The sequence below is a fragment of the Brevibacillus sp. SKDU10 genome (genome assembly GCF_001645205.1).
Classification (GTDB): Bacteria; Bacillota; Bacilli; order Brevibacillales; family Brevibacillaceae; genus Brevibacillus_B; species Brevibacillus_B halotolerans.
In genome coordinates, this window is the sequence record NZ_LSSO01000175.1 from 63,417 (window position 1) to 76,839 (window position 13,423).

The 13,423-nt window shown below is 39.3% G+C and carries 19 protein-coding genes and 3 pseudogenes; 7 read left to right on the plus strand and 15 right to left on the minus strand.

The annotated features are described in order from the left end of the window. Nucleotides 1–368: 368 nt before the first annotated feature. From AYJ08_RS16195 to AYJ08_RS16200, 3 genes are all read left to right on the plus strand, one after another. Nucleotides 369–1,466: a hypothetical protein gene (locus AYJ08_RS16195; RefSeq protein WP_064018585.1), complete on the plus strand. Its 1,098-nt coding sequence runs from the start codon at nt 369–371 to the stop codon at nt 1,464–1,466. Beyond that, complete coding sequence (locus AYJ08_RS23620) at nt 1,463–1,609, plus strand: hypothetical protein (protein WP_156037951.1); 147 nt, start codon at nt 1,463–1,465, stop codon at nt 1,607–1,609. The genes AYJ08_RS16195 and AYJ08_RS23620 overlap by 4 nt, the downstream gene beginning before the upstream one ends. A gap of 252 nt (nt 1,610–1,861) precedes the next feature. Then, nucleotides 1,862–2,029 (plus strand): aspartyl-phosphate phosphatase Spo0E family protein, encoded by a 168-nt coding sequence (locus tag AYJ08_RS16200; RefSeq protein ID WP_064018586.1) that lies wholly within the window; start codon nt 1,862–1,864, stop codon nt 2,027–2,029. 279 nt (nt 2,030–2,308) lie between these two features. Here the strand turns inward: AYJ08_RS16200 and AYJ08_RS16205 are convergent, their stop codons facing one another. Beyond that, on the minus strand, nt 2,309–2,662 hold the full coding sequence (locus AYJ08_RS16205; RefSeq protein WP_064018587.1) for a DUF5412 family protein: 354 nt from the start codon (nt 2,660–2,662) through the stop codon (nt 2,309–2,311). 76 nt (nt 2,663–2,738) lie between these two features. Here AYJ08_RS16205 and AYJ08_RS16210 point away from each other — a divergent pair, with 76 nt between their 5' ends. The 4 genes from AYJ08_RS16210 to AYJ08_RS16220 all read left to right on the plus strand — a co-directional run bounded on the left by AYJ08_RS16210 (nt 2,739) and on the right by AYJ08_RS16220 (nt 4,315). Next, the gene (locus tag AYJ08_RS16210; protein WP_064018588.1) at nt 2,739–3,401 is read left to right on the plus strand and encodes a polymorphic toxin type 44 domain-containing protein; all 663 of its coding nucleotides are present in this window, start codon (nt 2,739–2,741) and stop codon (nt 3,399–3,401) included. Nucleotides 3,402–3,588: 187 nt separating this feature from the next. Then, nucleotides 3,589–3,813, plus strand: coding sequence for a hypothetical protein (locus AYJ08_RS24545; protein WP_231929127.1), 225 nt, complete (start codon nt 3,589–3,591; stop codon nt 3,811–3,813). 63 nt (nt 3,814–3,876) lie between these two features. After that, nucleotides 3,877–4,101, plus strand: a complete 225-nt coding sequence (locus AYJ08_RS24550; RefSeq protein WP_231929128.1) for a hypothetical protein — start codon at nt 3,877–3,879, stop codon at nt 4,099–4,101. A gap of 19 nt (nt 4,102–4,120) precedes the next feature. Continuing rightward, a complete protein-coding gene (locus AYJ08_RS16220; protein WP_064018589.1) occupies nt 4,121–4,315 on the plus strand; it encodes a hypothetical protein in 195 nt (64 codons plus the stop codon). Nucleotides 4,316–4,493: 178 nt separating this feature from the next. Here the strand turns inward: AYJ08_RS16220 and AYJ08_RS24970 are convergent, their stop codons facing one another. From AYJ08_RS24970 to AYJ08_RS16275, 14 genes and pseudogenes are all read right to left on the minus strand, one after another. Next, on the minus strand, nt 4,494–4,733 hold the full coding sequence (locus AYJ08_RS24970; RefSeq protein ID WP_082890991.1) for a DUF1036 domain-containing protein: 240 nt from the start codon (nt 4,731–4,733) through the stop codon (nt 4,494–4,496). Between the two features lie 269 nt (nt 4,734–5,002). Further along, complete coding sequence (locus AYJ08_RS16225; RefSeq protein WP_082890992.1) at nt 5,003–5,635, minus strand: glycoside hydrolase family 25 protein; 633 nt, start codon at nt 5,633–5,635, stop codon at nt 5,003–5,005. 32 nt (nt 5,636–5,667) lie between these two features. Beyond that, a complete protein-coding gene (locus tag AYJ08_RS24775; protein ID WP_082890993.1) occupies nt 5,668–5,808 on the minus strand; it encodes a GH25 family lysozyme in 141 nt (46 codons plus the stop codon). Next, nucleotides 5,808–6,074, minus strand: a pseudogene (locus AYJ08_RS16230) (phage holin family protein); the annotation flags it as partial. The gene AYJ08_RS24775 and the pseudogene AYJ08_RS16230, both read right to left, overlap by 1 nt. Nucleotides 6,075–6,132: 58 nt before the next feature. Further along, nucleotides 6,133–6,291 (minus strand): annotated as a pseudogene (locus AYJ08_RS25055) (phage neck terminator protein); the annotation flags it as partial. Nucleotides 6,292–6,325: 34 nt separating this feature from the next. Beyond that, entirely contained in the window at nt 6,326–6,679 is a 354-nt protein-coding gene (locus tag AYJ08_RS16235; protein ID WP_064018591.1) for a hypothetical protein, read from the minus strand. After that, a complete protein-coding gene (locus AYJ08_RS16240) occupies nt 6,673–7,188 on the minus strand; it encodes a hypothetical protein (protein ID WP_064018592.1) in 516 nt (171 codons plus the stop codon). Before AYJ08_RS16240 ends, AYJ08_RS16235 begins: the two co-directional genes overlap by 7 nt. Before the next feature lie 157 nt (nt 7,189–7,345). After that, nucleotides 7,346–7,756 (minus strand): phage head-tail connector protein, encoded by a 411-nt coding sequence (locus AYJ08_RS16245; protein WP_064018593.1) that lies wholly within the window; start codon nt 7,754–7,756, stop codon nt 7,346–7,348. Nucleotides 7,757–7,766: 10 nt separating this feature from the next. Next, nucleotides 7,767–8,909: a phage major capsid protein gene (locus tag AYJ08_RS16250; RefSeq protein WP_064018594.1), complete on the minus strand. Its 1,143-nt coding sequence runs from the start codon at nt 8,907–8,909 to the stop codon at nt 7,767–7,769. A gap of 38 nt (nt 8,910–8,947) precedes the next feature. Further along, the gene (locus AYJ08_RS16255; protein WP_064018595.1) at nt 8,948–9,538 is read right to left on the minus strand and encodes an HK97 family phage prohead protease; all 591 of its coding nucleotides are present in this window, start codon (nt 9,536–9,538) and stop codon (nt 8,948–8,950) included. Next, on the minus strand, nt 9,531–10,772 hold the full coding sequence (locus tag AYJ08_RS16260; protein ID WP_064018596.1) for a phage portal protein: 1,242 nt from the start codon (nt 10,770–10,772) through the stop codon (nt 9,531–9,533). The genes AYJ08_RS16255 and AYJ08_RS16260 overlap by 8 nt, the downstream gene beginning before the upstream one ends. A gap of 5 nt (nt 10,773–10,777) precedes the next feature. Further along, nucleotides 10,778–10,966, minus strand: a complete 189-nt coding sequence (locus AYJ08_RS16265; RefSeq protein WP_064018597.1) for a hypothetical protein — start codon at nt 10,964–10,966, stop codon at nt 10,778–10,780. A gap of 31 nt (nt 10,967–10,997) precedes the next feature. After that, a pseudogene (locus tag AYJ08_RS16270) lies at nt 10,998–12,676 on the minus strand (terminase large subunit); the annotation flags it as partial. Further along, nucleotides 12,673–13,200, minus strand: a complete 528-nt coding sequence (locus AYJ08_RS16275) for a phage terminase small subunit P27 family (protein ID WP_064018598.1) — start codon at nt 13,198–13,200, stop codon at nt 12,673–12,675. The pseudogene AYJ08_RS16270 and the gene AYJ08_RS16275, both read right to left, overlap by 4 nt. Nucleotides 13,201–13,423: the final 223 nt, after the last annotated feature.

The window sequence follows — 13,423 nt, forward strand, 5'->3', positions numbered from 1 at the left end:
AGGGAGCCTAGTAATTTTTCAACATTTGTGCACACTGTATTCATCATCAACTTATTGACTTTACTGTTCTTGCTTCATATTCCTCTCTTGTTATTAAAACCTTCCTTGCCTTACTCCCTGCATGTTCTGAAACTAAACCTTCGTCTTCCCAAGCCACGAGTCAAAGAAAAACACCCTTGGGTCTGTATAAAATATTGACATTGTCTATCAAAAATCTACGTATTCAGACTCCCCCTTGACACTCCCTAGATCGGATTGTAAGATAGCCCGCAGGAAATAGTCGTTATTTGTCTTTCCAAACGAGCAAGACGTCTAGTAACCTTAGTACGGTTTTCTGATCATCTAGGTTTCTACTCTGTACTCTATTTATGATTTGTGAAAGAACGAATGTATCTTCCGCCGCTGTAGTGGATGTCTTAGAGGAATTTTTAGCGGAAGCTATTGAAATTGCAAATACTTCATTACTTTCAAAAGTAGCTAAAAAATTCCTTGAGAACCCAAAGAAAGATACGTACACCTTATTAGAAGAGTTGTATAACCTAACAGCTCCTCTTAAAGACAATGAAGTGAGACTATCACTTTACAATACCATTATTAAGTACGCTAGGACATACGGGATATCTCTATACATAGCTAAAGGGTTATATCGAAAGTATATGATCGAGAGAGAAGATTTAAAACATTTAGAGGAATCATTTAAAGTTGGCGAAGAAAGTTTACATTATGTTGATTTTCTTTCCCAAGAAGAAAGAATTACTCTTTACTATAGAACGGCACTACATGCACATAATATAAAAAAATACAGTGATTGCATTAAAATAGCTCAAATTGGATTTGAAGAGGATACAACAATGAGCGGATTAAGAGAACGTGTAGCATTAGCTGTATGTAATTCATTTATGAATTTAGGCGATTATGCTACTTTGGAAGATCATCTTATCTTATTTGAAAAAACGGGTTACAAATTTATTATAGAACGCAAAAAATTTTTCCTCGCGATCATCCTTTCTCGAACAGGAAAAGTAATTGAAGCTATACCATTACTTAGGCAATGTTTGAATGAGGCAACAAAAAGCAACTTACTTCACAGAATAAATGAACTTTTAGAAGCTTTATTCAGAATTAATGATCTTGATTCAATTGGAAAAATTATTGAATCAGAAGAAAAAAAGCTAACATTTCAAGAAATAACTCCTTATCAAGCGTCAGAACTAGGGCAATATTTTAAACTAAAAGGTAATTATCTTATTAAACGTGGACTTTTCGATGAAGGAATGGAGGCTTTTCTACAGAGTATTAATTATTATGGAAAAATCAGTGCGTTCGAAGATATCGCTAAATGTACAGATGGAATTTTTTCCTACCATTGCTCATATAAAAAAGTAATGACATTGGAACTGTTAGGAAAAATCAACCACGTGTATAATACATTTATCACCAGAAATAATCAGGGGGTAGAGTTATGAAAAAGTTCATTTCATCAGCATTTATAATTTTTGCAATTGCAAGTTTTTCTCTGCATTCTATGGAAATCATTCCTACAAAACATGGGTTTTCTTCTTTGCAGATTAATAACATAAAAACATACAGAGATGATCCTGGGCATTAAATTAAAGCGCTATTGATAAGCGTTTTTTTTTTGAACAAATTTTGTTGAGCGTTTCAATTTTTTTCTATTTTGTAGAAAAAACAATACGGTTGGTAAAATATTGAACAGGAGGAAGAAAGGAGGGTTTGGAATTGTTTTTTTAAAATTCAAAAGGACGTTCCCCTAGCCATCAAACTAATTGGAACGCCCCTGTCGTGAATAACAAAAATTGTTATTCGGATTAATTGTATCACTCAAATAAAGGAATGTGAAATGGAAAATACCCAATCGAAAGATGATCTACAGAAGCTTATAGAAATCCTCCGCAAAGAATTAGCACAATTGTATTTCAAAAAAGGCTCGTTAGTACACCCAGCCGTACTACAACTGAGCCAGCAACTAGATGAATACATTGTAATGTTTGAGAAGCTTAGATACTAGTTGGTCGATATGAATAAGCTGTACGGGAAACTTTACGAAACCCAGTAGGGGGAATAATTAAAAAGCCGTTTTTCAGCTATTCACTAAAGACCTCCTAGGGGGTTTACAACATGTTAATATGAGACAATTCATTTCCTTTAGTTGAAAATGAAAAACGAAAAGGAATCAATTTTCGATCAGGTATAGGCGATGTTGGCTAAAAAAATGCTACTCGGATATCGCTACTACAACTCTAATGCTATAAAAGCCAGGTGGAAACAATTGAGAAGAGAAAATGCTTTATCTTCTCCAATCATAAACATCCTTTGTTACATCTAGTTCATGTCCATTGATTATGACTGTTTTGTTATCCACCCAACTGATTGAAACAGTATCCATTTTAGAATCCCAGTAGATATTGTTTTTTTCCCCCGAACTATTTGTCACAACTTCAGCTCGGATCGAATCGGGTACTGTGGCTCCACCTTCAACTATGTAGGCATTTACGCTGTACTTTTTATCAGGTGATGCTACTGTATGAATTAATTTCCCTTCTGGAAGATTATACATTGCATAAAAGAAATGATAGAACAAAGCTCCAATCACTAAGAGTATTAAAAGCAATATACTAATCGCCCACTTCCATTTGTTCACAAATACCCCTCCTAATTAACATCTAAGAAAGTAGATACCTTATTATATAGAATATAATGTAAAGTGAGGAATTAAAATGAAAAAAATTACAGCTTCATTATTGTCAACATCTTTAGTATTTTCTTTAGGTACTACTGTTATGGCTGATAATTCAGATAACAGATTGATATCTGAAAGTCGGGCTACCAATGCAGTCGAACCATATCGAGAGCCTACGGAAGATATCACTACAGAATTTGCTAAAAAAATGAGAGATAACGCCGCGTATATGGCTTATTACGCAATGAATGAAGAAAAACAAGGAACGTATCCTTTGGCTACTGGTAAAAAATTTGCATCAAAGGTTAAATCCAGAGGCGAATGGGATTATAAAAGAGAATACGGAACAAGAACTAGCTATTATTTTGACGGCCATTTTCTGTATGGTGAAGACCTTGGGAATATGCATTATGGCTTTGTAGGACGAGCAGCAGGCTTCAGTAAAAAAATTCTTCAGGTTGCCGCGGGTGCTGTTCAGATTTATTCCGGTACATCTTATATAGGGTGGTATGACTCTTATTTTGATGATCCAGAAGATCAAGAGTGGATCATTTTCGGGATTGATATGTTTGACGATAATTCATTGCCTACGGTAAGAAGTTTAGTTGAAACTTTATCGGATGAAGAAAAAAAGGCAATTGAAGAGGAAGTAAAGAAAGATGTTGAAGAAATAAGAAAAGAAAAAAGAAACGGGATGTAATGTTTCCATTGCCCTTAGTAGTTGTCACATGTAAATAAGCTGTACGGAAAACCTTGTATAACAAAATAAAGCCGTGGTTCAGCTATTCCTTATGGGCAATTATATTGATCGAGAATAAGGAACGTGTGTAGGTTTAAATGTAAAAATATCCCTTTATTGAAAATATTTAGAAAAGAGGTTATACTTTATGATGAGCAAAAAGTTAATTAAAGGAATTGCAATTTTATCTACTGTTGGGTTTCTAGGGACTGCTATAGCTCCGGCGACCAGCGCGTTTGCCCAAGAAAAAGTGTCGCAATCAGTTTCTTACCAAACTCCAATGTCACAAAAAGAAATGGATAAGATCATCCAAGAAACTGCTAAGGAAATTTTAGAAACTGCACCAAGAGTAGTAGTAAAAGAGCCTGCATAACTTGAAGCTCAGGGTTTTGTTTCTCTTGGAACAAAGCTACTGAAATATTTTGGGAAAGGGTATGTGAAAAAAGAGTTACCGAAAAAGATGTATTCTAAATTCCCTGATATTTTAAAAGAAAAACTTTCTGAAGAGAAATGGCTTACTCTTTGGAATGGCGTAATTTTATTGGGTCCATTAGAAGAAGTACGTGAAACTGTAACCAAAGCCCTGGAGCCATATGTTTGGGGGTGGGTTGCAAAAACTTACGGTTATATTGCAGAAGGTATCGTTTACGCTATCATTTAATAAACAGAAAGGAGATAAGATGAACACAGAGACTTTAAAGTTGGTTCTAATTATCTTTTCTGTATATGCTACTATGCAAATTACAAAGGATATGAATATAGCTGATAATTGGTTTATCAGAGAGCCTGTTCGTTACTTAATTAGCTTCGTAGTAGCCGTGTTTGTTTCTATCCTTTTGGATAAGATTTATAAAAAAAAGGATAAAGAAGAGTAGCTGACCCTTTCTGAAAAAAACATTATGTAGAAACGTCCGAATCTCCCTCGTATTCGGACGTTTTCTCGTTTTATTAATAACTGTTTACTTTTTATTCTGCGGCTCCTGTCCACTTGCAATCCTTACCCGATCTGCCAGCTCCCCAGAGGATTGGCCTAGAAACGGATATTCACGAAATTTAAAACGCCGAGCCTATATCGAATATAAATTCGGGCGAGTTGTCGGCATCTACTTGCCTAAACCCTACTTCTCTACAAGGAGTGCATCTCTCTAGCCAGCACATATAGAACGGCCCTTGAGGTACGGTGGTTCGATTAGGACCATCCCACCTATTTCCAAAAGCGTCCTCTGCGTAGAAAAAGAACCTTAGCCCCCGGGTATCACCCTCCTTGAGCAATCTTCGCCTGCCAGGCTCCAAAGTCCACCAGCCAAACTTATTTCAACCATTACAGTTAGGATCAAAAAGACTGAAGACAGCATATACAGTTCTTGGGGTATTGTTACCAAAAAAAATAGACATCGTCTTCGCTCCTTTCCTTGTTAAATTAATTCACGATATATTATTATGAAAAATTTAACAATGGGTGTCTTACATCACCATCAAGTAATGATAAAGTTGTTTCCCCATGACGAAAAAATGATTTTAGCCAAAAGTAACATTTTTTCTTGTTTTGTGGATAGTCTATTCTATTTAATTGATAGGTGTTTGGCGGAACCTTTTAAGAGTTGTATGTTTTGAGGTGCTTGTCCACTAGCGACCCTTAGTTCATCTGCCAATTCCCTAATCCTAACAGCCTTATCCTTCATACCCATTTGATTATAAAAAGCCCATTGCCCCTGTAAATGGCTAATAATTTCGTTTGCTATCTCTAGTTTCACTGTTGTTTCCTCCTTCATAATTGCATCCCAAAAATCTTTTTCCATACAGTTCATGTCTACATTACCGTTAATACCAGACACTTTCCCACAATCGGAATACTGGAATACCGCCCAGCGGCTCCATGTAGGATTTAGCATAGGTTGGTTTGTATTATAATGGGCCACCCATAAAGGAAAGCCAGCAAGAGCTTTCCCAAGGTTTCTTTTTGCAAAATAAGCGCCTGTATAAATCATAGGCGTTTTTCCTGTATGGCCCTTAACATGGTTAAGAAACGCTAGACAAAACGCTGTAATCTGCGCAGGTGTTAATCCCTTGTCCGTCTCAATATCAAGCACTAACGGCATATCACACGGTAGTCCTTTGACCGTTTGAAAAAAATGGTCCGCCTGTACCTGGGCAGATATATCGGGGTGGGCAAAATGATAATAGCCTACCTTGATTCCGGCTCTATTGGCTTCCTGAGCATTTTTTTTTAGCTTCCTATGCTAGTCCCTTCTGTCGCCTTGATAAAAGCGTACTTCACGCCGTCAGACGCAACCTGATTCCAATTAATTTCCCCTTGCCATTTAGACACGTCTATACCCTTGATATTGGTTGTATTCTTTGCTTGCATTACTTACCATCTCCTTTATCTTTTAAGACCTCTACAGCTCGTTTAACTACGTTTGGTACTGGTAATCCGATACGTCCAGCGTTCTCTAAAATAGACAGTAGCTCGTTAGCCATATAGAAAAAGATCGTTGCACTACGAATCACATGTTGATCCCCTAAAGCAGTATCCAGCATGTGAGCAATAGCAACGATCCCAAAAATAAAAAGCTTTCTTGCTATCCCGATGAGTCCAATTTTGCTTTTTAACTTTCCTTCTGCTGCTCCTGCCGCTATGGTCTTTATGGCAGCAGGTAAATGATAACGTCATTTCTACCTGTTTTTGTGCGTGAACCTCTAGCGTATCGGCTGTGGGTACATACTTTTCAATAGGCATAGGTGACTTATCTTTATAAGGAGTCACATACTTGTACGTTATAAATGGATAGGGGGGGTGATCTCCTGAGCCATCGGCTGCAATGACCTTGATTCCCAGGGATTTTGCCATTCCTGTAATGACGTTTTGTTCAAATTGCTTGTAGTTAATCAAATGGACTCACCCTCTTTAATACATAACGATAGCAGTCTGCATACGCGGTAAAGTCGGTTGGTTCTTCTACTCGATAGCTGTTACCAGCATAAGTAACTTCACTGTGCAGCTCTATCGGATCAAGGCAATATAAAAGGTGATCGGATAAAGTAAACCGACCACCTTGCTCCATTACAATGCGCATAGGCATAGGAACAATTGCCCCTGTACGCTGCTCATTTTTTTCCGTCCCTTCCATCCAACGCCCCGTGTCGTCATAGTCTCCTTTTGTTTTAACTTCCACTTCAAACGTTGTAGTAAATCGGTTAAGTAAGCCGCTGAATTGAAAAATCCTTCCGTTTACCATCTTGTCACCTCAAATTCAAGTGAATCAATCAATTTTTTCTCATCAAGCAAAGGGTTGTTGCCACCTTTTGACTTTTGTGTGAGTGGTTCGTTTTCCTTAAATGATCCAGACTGCATATGACTTTTTACATCTGCGGTTAGCTTTTTAGCAGCATTTTTCATGGCTTGCTCGGCTGTAATCCGGCCTTGTAGAGTATCGTCTAGCAGCTTTTCCATTTCACGTAAAAGAGTTGGTTCACTTTTTTCATAACCAGCACGCAAAAAGGAGCGCTCAGGAATGATGATAAATTTTTTGTCTTTTTTTAATGGCATTCTAAGGGCAAGAAAAAGACCTCTGACCTTATCCGTCACAGGTATCTTCGCCCCGTATTCATTAAAAATAGCAATCAACAATTGCTCTCTATCTTGCAAATAACCTACTTTCGCCCGTGTTTTGGATAGTTCAGCTACTTGTTTTTTCACCTTTCGTAGCGTCTTTTTATCCTCACGTACTTTCACATTCACACGCATTAGACCCACCTGCTTACATAAGGCGATAGTAACGCAACTACATGAAGTGGCAAATGGGAGGCCGATGCTTTTTTCTCCTGTCTATATTTCACATGCATGACATCTAAACGTTCTGATTCAATCCCCTGGACTCTTGTAGACTCGTGTAACAAGTCCTTTACCAGAAGAATACAAGCCATTTCAATTGCTTCTGGTAACGTCTGGGCTTGTCTTCCGTTGCTTCCCCAGGCAAGACATAACCGCCATTATACGTAATTTCAATTCCATGCTTACCAGCAGGAAACCCATATGGACAATAAATACTTCCCTGAGATTTAAGTAATTTGTAGGGGAGGGAGCCACTAGGCCCTTTTACATGATATATGTCATGGATCGGGAGGTGCAAAAGGTTAATCGTATGTCGTCCTCCGTCATGATATTCCGTGTAGTCTTGTTTCCTAAACTTCCGCTTGCAATAGGCTTCTATTTGCTGAGAGGCCACCGTAATGTAGGGGAGAAGGAGCGTATCATTTACAATGCTTCCCCTCATACCTAGCATTTGTTTGGCCTTTTCTAGGGTGGTTAGCATTTCTTACCACCTACTTGTTTTCTGTTGATTTTGCTGTTAAATCAAGTTCACCAAATACCGCAGCTTGATCGTCACGCTGAATTGCTCGGACATCTAGGGTATTGCGTTTAAATGCGTCCCCACCAGTTTCAGTTGACGCAAGCTCCATTTGCTCGCGTTTGAACAGTACAATAGCCTCTTTCAAATTACCGATAATGCAAGGTGCTTTTTTGGCTGTGGTTGGTAAGAATCGGTTCGACACTACAACCACCGATTTTCCAAACAATGTTTTACGGGTAGACTGCGTAGAGTCGGGCTGTAGTAAATACTTTCCTTCGTTGTCTTTGAGTTTGTCCAAATGATTATATCCGTCTTGGTTTGTCAAAATGATAGCACCAGCAGAAATAGCAGGATCAAGGTCAACGTTAAGAACGTCTTTGATGTCGTCCACTTCTTTTAATGTTTTTTTCTTTAGTGCTTTTAACTTCTCTAAAATAAGACTATTTCTCGTTATCTTAGATTTTTTTCCAAGCCATTTAGTTACGTAAGCAATAATGTTTTGATCACTATCTTGTAGCAAGCTGCGGGACAAAGGGAGGATACCTGCTCGATCCTTTACTGCATAGTTCAATTTTCCGAATTTAGGGTTGTCCGTTTCATTAATTAGTCCCATTTCATCCACTTCAGCAAACGGAACCATATCGGCGTTTTTTTCCAAGACACGGGAACCGGAACGGGTATTTACAGGCTCAACCGTAACAAATGGCTCCAAAGCATCAAAAGAACGTGACAGCTCGTTGATTTTTGTTTGGATATCCTGCGGGATAATTAAATTTCCATCCTCTTCCGTTAAACCTGACATTGCACGCTCTTCCATTTTTACCTTTTCAAGTACCTCACGTTCTTCACCCGTAAGACTTTTATTGCGCAAACCCTTCATAAAAACATCACGGTATTTAATCGCATCTTCTTCGCCTCGTGCCTCTTGTACTGGCTCTGTTTTAGGCGGCTTCATGTTACGTAGTTCCTCCATTAGATCAAGCTGTTTCCGTAATTCCTTGGCTTTGTCTGCATGTTTTCGGGCCTCATCTAACTTGCCTGATTCTGTTGCGCTGCGTGCTTCCTGTAACAATTCTGCTAGTTCTTGACGTAGTTCGCGTTCTTTTTCATTCATGTTGTTTATCCCTCACTTTTTAGAATAAAAAAAGACCTTTATCCGATTGATAAAAGGTCAATTTCTAGTAACATTTTTTCTTTTTCGTGTTTGCGCTGCTCTTTTGTTGTGATCCCAAATTGCTCCATACTACGTTGATTGACTTCGCTAGAGTCATAGGCTGGAAATGGAGTAGGGGAGATTTCAGCAAGGTTTACGTCTGTTAACGTTCGTTCGTAAACATCTTCGTCCTTTAGATATGTCCAAGCATCTTTTCGGACATGAAAACCAAATGAAACCCCGTCTACATCTCCGCGCTGGATGGATTCATAAGCATCTTTACCCCAGGTGTTGTTAGGTAGATCAACTTCGAATCGTAGACCAATATCATCTTCGCTTAGTCGTAGCGTTTGATTTTTAGTGGAGCCGAGAACATAGTCCGTTCGGTGATTCCATAGGGCTTTAATGGTGTTTTCTTCGAGACTTCGAGAGAACGCACCTTGAGCCACTTTTTCGTAAAATTCCCCATAAATCAGCTTGCTGCGCTCGTTAAACTTGACGACATATCCACTAATGGAAAGTTGACCATTTTCTTTATCAGATCGAACTTCGATAGGGTGGAGGATATGCCTAATTTCTCTCTTATTCATCTGCTTGCTTTCCCCCCTTGCTAGACTTCGTTTTTTGTAGTTCTTCTAGTTGATCTAACCAAGTCATATTCAATGGAATGATAGGCCTATCGCCAATTTCCCCATAACCATTCTGGTTCTCTTTCTCCCTTACCTCATTGAAGGTGATAGCTGAAATAGATACCATATCCTTATAGTATTGAGCGCGACTTTGACTATCTCCGCGCAGCTCGCTTTCCACGTTAAACTTGGAATAATACTGTTTGCGCTCTTTGCTAGTGAATAACTTATAATCAATTTCTTGCTCCCAATTGGTTATGATCGGCTGCAAGGTATTTTTTACGTATTCAATGGATTGATGTTCAATATTTGAAAAGGTAGCTCGATCCAACTGTCCTAACTTATGGGGTGGAATTTTATAGATTTTGGCTATTTCACCAATGCCGAACTTTTGTGTCTCAATAAATTCAGCATCTTTCAACGGCATTCCTAAGCTTTGATAGTCCAAACCCCCGTCTAAAATAGCGACCTTATGAGCGTTATTTAATCCGGTATTTAATTTCTGCCACTCTTCTCTTGTTCGATCCTTCGCCTCCGGCTGCAAGATATTTGGTACTTTTAAAATCCCTCTACTAGTCGTACCATTCGCGTAAAACGCACCGATAAATTTATCTGACGCTTGTTGAATCCCAATCTTTTCACGGATGAATGAAATAGGGGAAATGCCCTTTAATCCTGTCTTACTAATAGCTTTTAAGTGGAGTACATCAAACCACGGGATTTTACGTTGCTCTCCATTTGGTAAAGTCGTTGTATACCACACTTCACCTGTGTTTGAATCGGTGGTTACTTCCGTCACAGATGGATTTAAGGGCCATAATGCCTCCGGTCTGCCATTCCATCCCCAATCAATAAGAGCGTAGGCATTTCCCCATAGCATTACATGTACTTGTAGCAACTCTTTAAACGTGTAGGCGCTCATATACGGATTAGGCCGAATGCCTAGTAGACTCGTGACCGGATGATTTCGATCTCGTTCGATTCTCTTTCCCTTGCGGGTGAAAATCTGGATCGGTAGCTTGCCGATATCGCCGCCTAAGATACTCGCGCATGTATAGACATTACTGTTTAATAGAGCTGTGTCACTTGTTACGCGTTCCCCACTATACGTAGTGGAACCACCAAGTAGATTAATGAGCCAGTCTTTCGGATTCTGTAAGTCTGATTCATTTTGAAATAAGCTCCTGAATATCATTGCTTTCACCTCCTGTCGTCAGGTACACTCGACAGTTTCTTGCCGATTAGAAAGCCTAAAAGACATAAAAAAACACCGGATACATAAAGTCCGGCGATACCATTTAGTAAGTAGGTGGCTGTCGTAATACAAGCGAATCCAGAGAGAATGAGAATATCCTCGATAAATAAGCATAGGAATTGGATAAATTTCATTCTTTCCTCCTTTCTTAGAAACTGAAATTACCGATAAGATATGTGCGTTTAAATCCGCTTTCGGGTCTCTACACATTACCCTTACATGTGCGTTTATCGCTGACGCTATCGGGTCGATCCGATCCCGTAGACTTAGACTTGTCCAGCATAATATTTTCCTGGGCATCCATCTTGGTAACTGCGTTTCCAATTGACCATTCTAGGACAGGGTTCTTGTCATGTAGAACCTTCTTTTCCAAAACCATTTCTCTGAAATTCTTAGTCGGCTCTGATAGAGTACGTACCCCTTGCCTAATTTCAATCATGGTATAGCCTTCTGCTTCCATATCAGCAGCGAATTGCGTTTGCGTTGTATGGATCGTAACAGATTTCTTTGATTTTCCATTCCTTTTCGCGCTCCATACGCTGAATATACGCCTTAATAAACGTGTAATCCACAACCGCCCCAGGAGTAGCCGTTATCCAACCTTGCTGGATATATAGATCATAGGGGAACCTATCTGTTTTTCTTTTTACTGCTAACGTATCCTCAGGTATAAAGGAATGATTTAATATAGCAATGTGGTCATTTTTTAAATCAAATTCAAATGACACACTGGTTAAGTCAATTTTTTTAGACAGGTCAATGCCAACGATACAATCAAATTCAGCAAGATTAGGGAATTCATCAACGCCGCATTTGGCCCAAGCCTTCAGTGACATATACCCGTTTTCTTTCTGATCTACCCACCGATTCATATTTTTGGTTAAGTAGTTTCGCATCTTCTCCGGTACGTCTAAAGCTGCTTTAAGCTCGCCACGCAAATAAGCCATACCCTCTTCATATGAACATAGGATCGGGTTGGCTTTTATCCAGACAGATTCATCTTTGATATCATCGTCCTTGTCAAGCTCGTTGACCATTACGAAATATTCATCATTTTCTATGGATGAATGAGGATCAAGGATATTCGAAATATACTTGTATTCCACACGATAGCAAGGGTGGTGCAGGTTGAATCCTGCTGTTGTAATAATCATCATTAACGGTTGACTACGTGCGCCCATACCCGACACAAGCACGTCATAAATTTCGGAAGTAGGGTGGGCGTGATACTCGTCAATGATGCCAGCTTGTACGTTAAAACCGTCACCCGTTTTTCCTGCATCTTTTGATAGAGCAGCGATAAAAGATTCACTTTTGAGATGCTGTATTTTTCCGTAGGCTACTTTGAACTTACCTTTTAGATCGGGGCAACCATCAATTTGCGTTCGTGATTCATTCCAGACAATTTTACTTTGCTCGGCTTTGGTAGCTCCGATGTAAACCTCTGACATGTTTTCACCGAAAGCAGAGGACTCATAGCTGGCTACAGCTCCCAAAGATTGCGACTTAGCATTTTTCCTCCCTACCTGCCAGTACGCTTTCCGAAAACGTCGTAGACCTGTATCCTTATGCACCCATCCATAAATGTTCCCAAAGACAAAAACTTGGATTTCATGAGGGGTTATTCGTTTACCAGCAAGTTTCCCTTTTGTGTGTCGAAACAAAGACATCCAATATAAAAACCGATGTGCTTTTTCCTCGTCAAAAATATAAGGAAAATGTTCCGTCCCCTCATTCTTGATATCATCCAGGAAACGGCTACACGCCCATTTGTGCTTCTCACAAGCAACTATCTCACCAGCTACGATATCAAGACTATAGTCAATTAGATATTGTTTAATCATAAATCACCGAACGTCTTTTCGACCTCGCTAGGCTCCTGCTTCTCCTGTTTCGGTATTACAAGTTTGCATCGAGAAGCAATGGTAAGGCCCAGGTCACTTGCTGCTGATCTACATTGCTTAAATAATTTATCCTGGTTAATCAATAAATCTGAATAAGCTGCGTTTGCTTCCTCCCATTCGTTCATGTCAATTACAGCCCCGTCTTCATCATGAATTGCTTGTTTGCGCTGTACTGTCAATTCCGTTTGTAACAAAGCATCTGTGACTTTTATATACATCTTTCGGGCATATAAAAAGCGAGCCAGTGCATCTACATCAAGATTAGTCATGATGCCGATTTGCAGCAGCTCGCTTGCAATCTTTTTAAATTCTTTTTTCAAGTCTTTCGGTAGGTAGTTAGGAGGCTTAACTTTGTCATTTGCCGCCTTTATTTCTTGGGCTTTACGCTGTTCTATTTCAGCTTTTGTTAGGTTTTTCTTTCCCTTGTAGAGCAGCAAGTCAACTGGTTGCCTTGGTCTAGCCATTCCCTCACCCCCTTTCATTTCTGAAAATCCATTTAGGGAACTTTTTTTACAGAAGACTGACACGCGGTCTAGCGTTGGCGCTGTGTAGGCTTTTGATACCCCCTCCCCCAATACCTTCATACAACTTTAAAAGCTCATCTTACCCTGTTTCTGTGGCTCTGTGGACGTCTGAGTCTAGGTCTTGCTATGAATGATAGGTATCCGCCCAATTGTATATGGACAA

Bases quoted from the DNA above. Each gene is read 5' to 3' on its own strand.
- AYJ08_RS16220 (WP_064018589.1), top strand. From the start codon at position 4,121: ATGAACACAGAGACTTTAAAGTTGGTTCTAATTATCTTTTCTGTATAT.
- AYJ08_RS16235 (WP_064018591.1), bottom strand. From the start codon at position 6,679: ATGGTAAACGGAAGGATTTTTCAATTCAGCGGCTTACTTAACCGATTT.
- AYJ08_RS16245 (WP_064018593.1), bottom strand. From the start codon at position 7,756: ATGCTAACCACCCTAGAAAAGGCCAAACAAATGCTAGGTATGAGGGGA.
- AYJ08_RS24545 (WP_231929127.1), top strand. From the start codon at position 3,589: ATGATGAGCAAAAAGTTAATTAAAGGAATTGCAATTTTATCTACTGTT.
- AYJ08_RS16260 (WP_064018596.1), bottom strand. From the start codon at position 10,772: ATGATATTCAGGAGCTTATTTCAAAATGAATCAGACTTACAGAATCCG.
- AYJ08_RS24775 (WP_082890993.1), bottom strand. From the start codon at position 5,808: ATGCAAGCAAAGAATACAACCAATATCAAGGGTATAGACGTGTCTAAA.
- AYJ08_RS16210 (WP_064018588.1), top strand. From the start codon at position 2,739: ATGAAAAAAATTACAGCTTCATTATTGTCAACATCTTTAGTATTTTCT.
- AYJ08_RS16250 (WP_064018594.1), bottom strand. From the start codon at position 8,909: ATGAATGAAAAAGAACGCGAACTACGTCAAGAACTAGCAGAATTGTTA.
- AYJ08_RS16195 (WP_064018585.1), top strand. From the start codon at position 369: ATGATTTGTGAAAGAACGAATGTATCTTCCGCCGCTGTAGTGGATGTC.
- AYJ08_RS16240 (WP_064018592.1), bottom strand. From the start codon at position 7,188: ATGCGTGTGAATGTGAAAGTACGTGAGGATAAAAAGACGCTACGAAAG.
- AYJ08_RS16255 (WP_064018595.1), bottom strand. From the start codon at position 9,538: ATGAATAAGAGAGAAATTAGGCATATCCTCCACCCTATCGAAGTTCGA.
- AYJ08_RS16275 (WP_064018598.1), bottom strand. From the start codon at position 13,200: ATGGCTAGACCAAGGCAACCAGTTGACTTGCTGCTCTACAAGGGAAAG.
- AYJ08_RS16200 (WP_064018586.1), top strand. From the start codon at position 1,862: ATGGAAAATACCCAATCGAAAGATGATCTACAGAAGCTTATAGAAATC.
- AYJ08_RS16265 (WP_064018597.1), bottom strand. From the start codon at position 10,966: ATGAAATTTATCCAATTCCTATGCTTATTTATCGAGGATATTCTCATT.
- AYJ08_RS23620 (WP_156037951.1), top strand. From the start codon at position 1,463: ATGAAAAAGTTCATTTCATCAGCATTTATAATTTTTGCAATTGCAAGT.